1 protein-coding gene is annotated in these 393 nt (G+C 44.3%); it reads right to left on the bottom strand.

Annotated elements, in window-relative coordinates; all coding sequences use genetic code 11:
- The coding region (locus AC3LHT_RS08520; protein ID WP_488662589.1) for a class I SAM-dependent methyltransferase at positions 1-326 on the bottom strand (326 nt) is incomplete at its 3' end.
- Positions 327-393: the final 67 nt, after the last annotated feature.

Genomic DNA, 393 nt, shown 5'->3' with positions numbered 1-393 from the left:
GGCGAACACACGATAGCATCAAAATGCCCAGCGGGGAAGGGAATGTCAGTTGCAGTTCCAACTATGAATTTATGCTCCGTTTTTCCATGTGAACGTAATTTAGCCCTTATCTGGTCAAAATAGATTCTCTGAAGCTCTATTATCTCAGAAGCTCGCTTCTCATATTTGAATTTTGTTTTGAGGAGCGTGCAGGCGGCATGTATGACATCAAGTAACGGGTGACCGTTGTTCTCGCTTGCAATCGGATTAAAGATTATTTCCTGTTCAAAGAACCTGATTTTCGCTTCGCTCATGTAGGTATAAAATGGCACGATGTCAATACCCACGCTGTTCAACCCGCACAGATAAGCTTCAGCGTTCGTGGTGCCCGAACCACAAAAAGGGTCTAAGATG

The sequence above is a fragment of the Kosmotoga sp. genome, assembly GCF_982836095.1.
The sequence above is the reverse complement of the archived record's forward strand: the minus strand, read 5'-3'. Positions and strand labels throughout refer to the sequence as shown.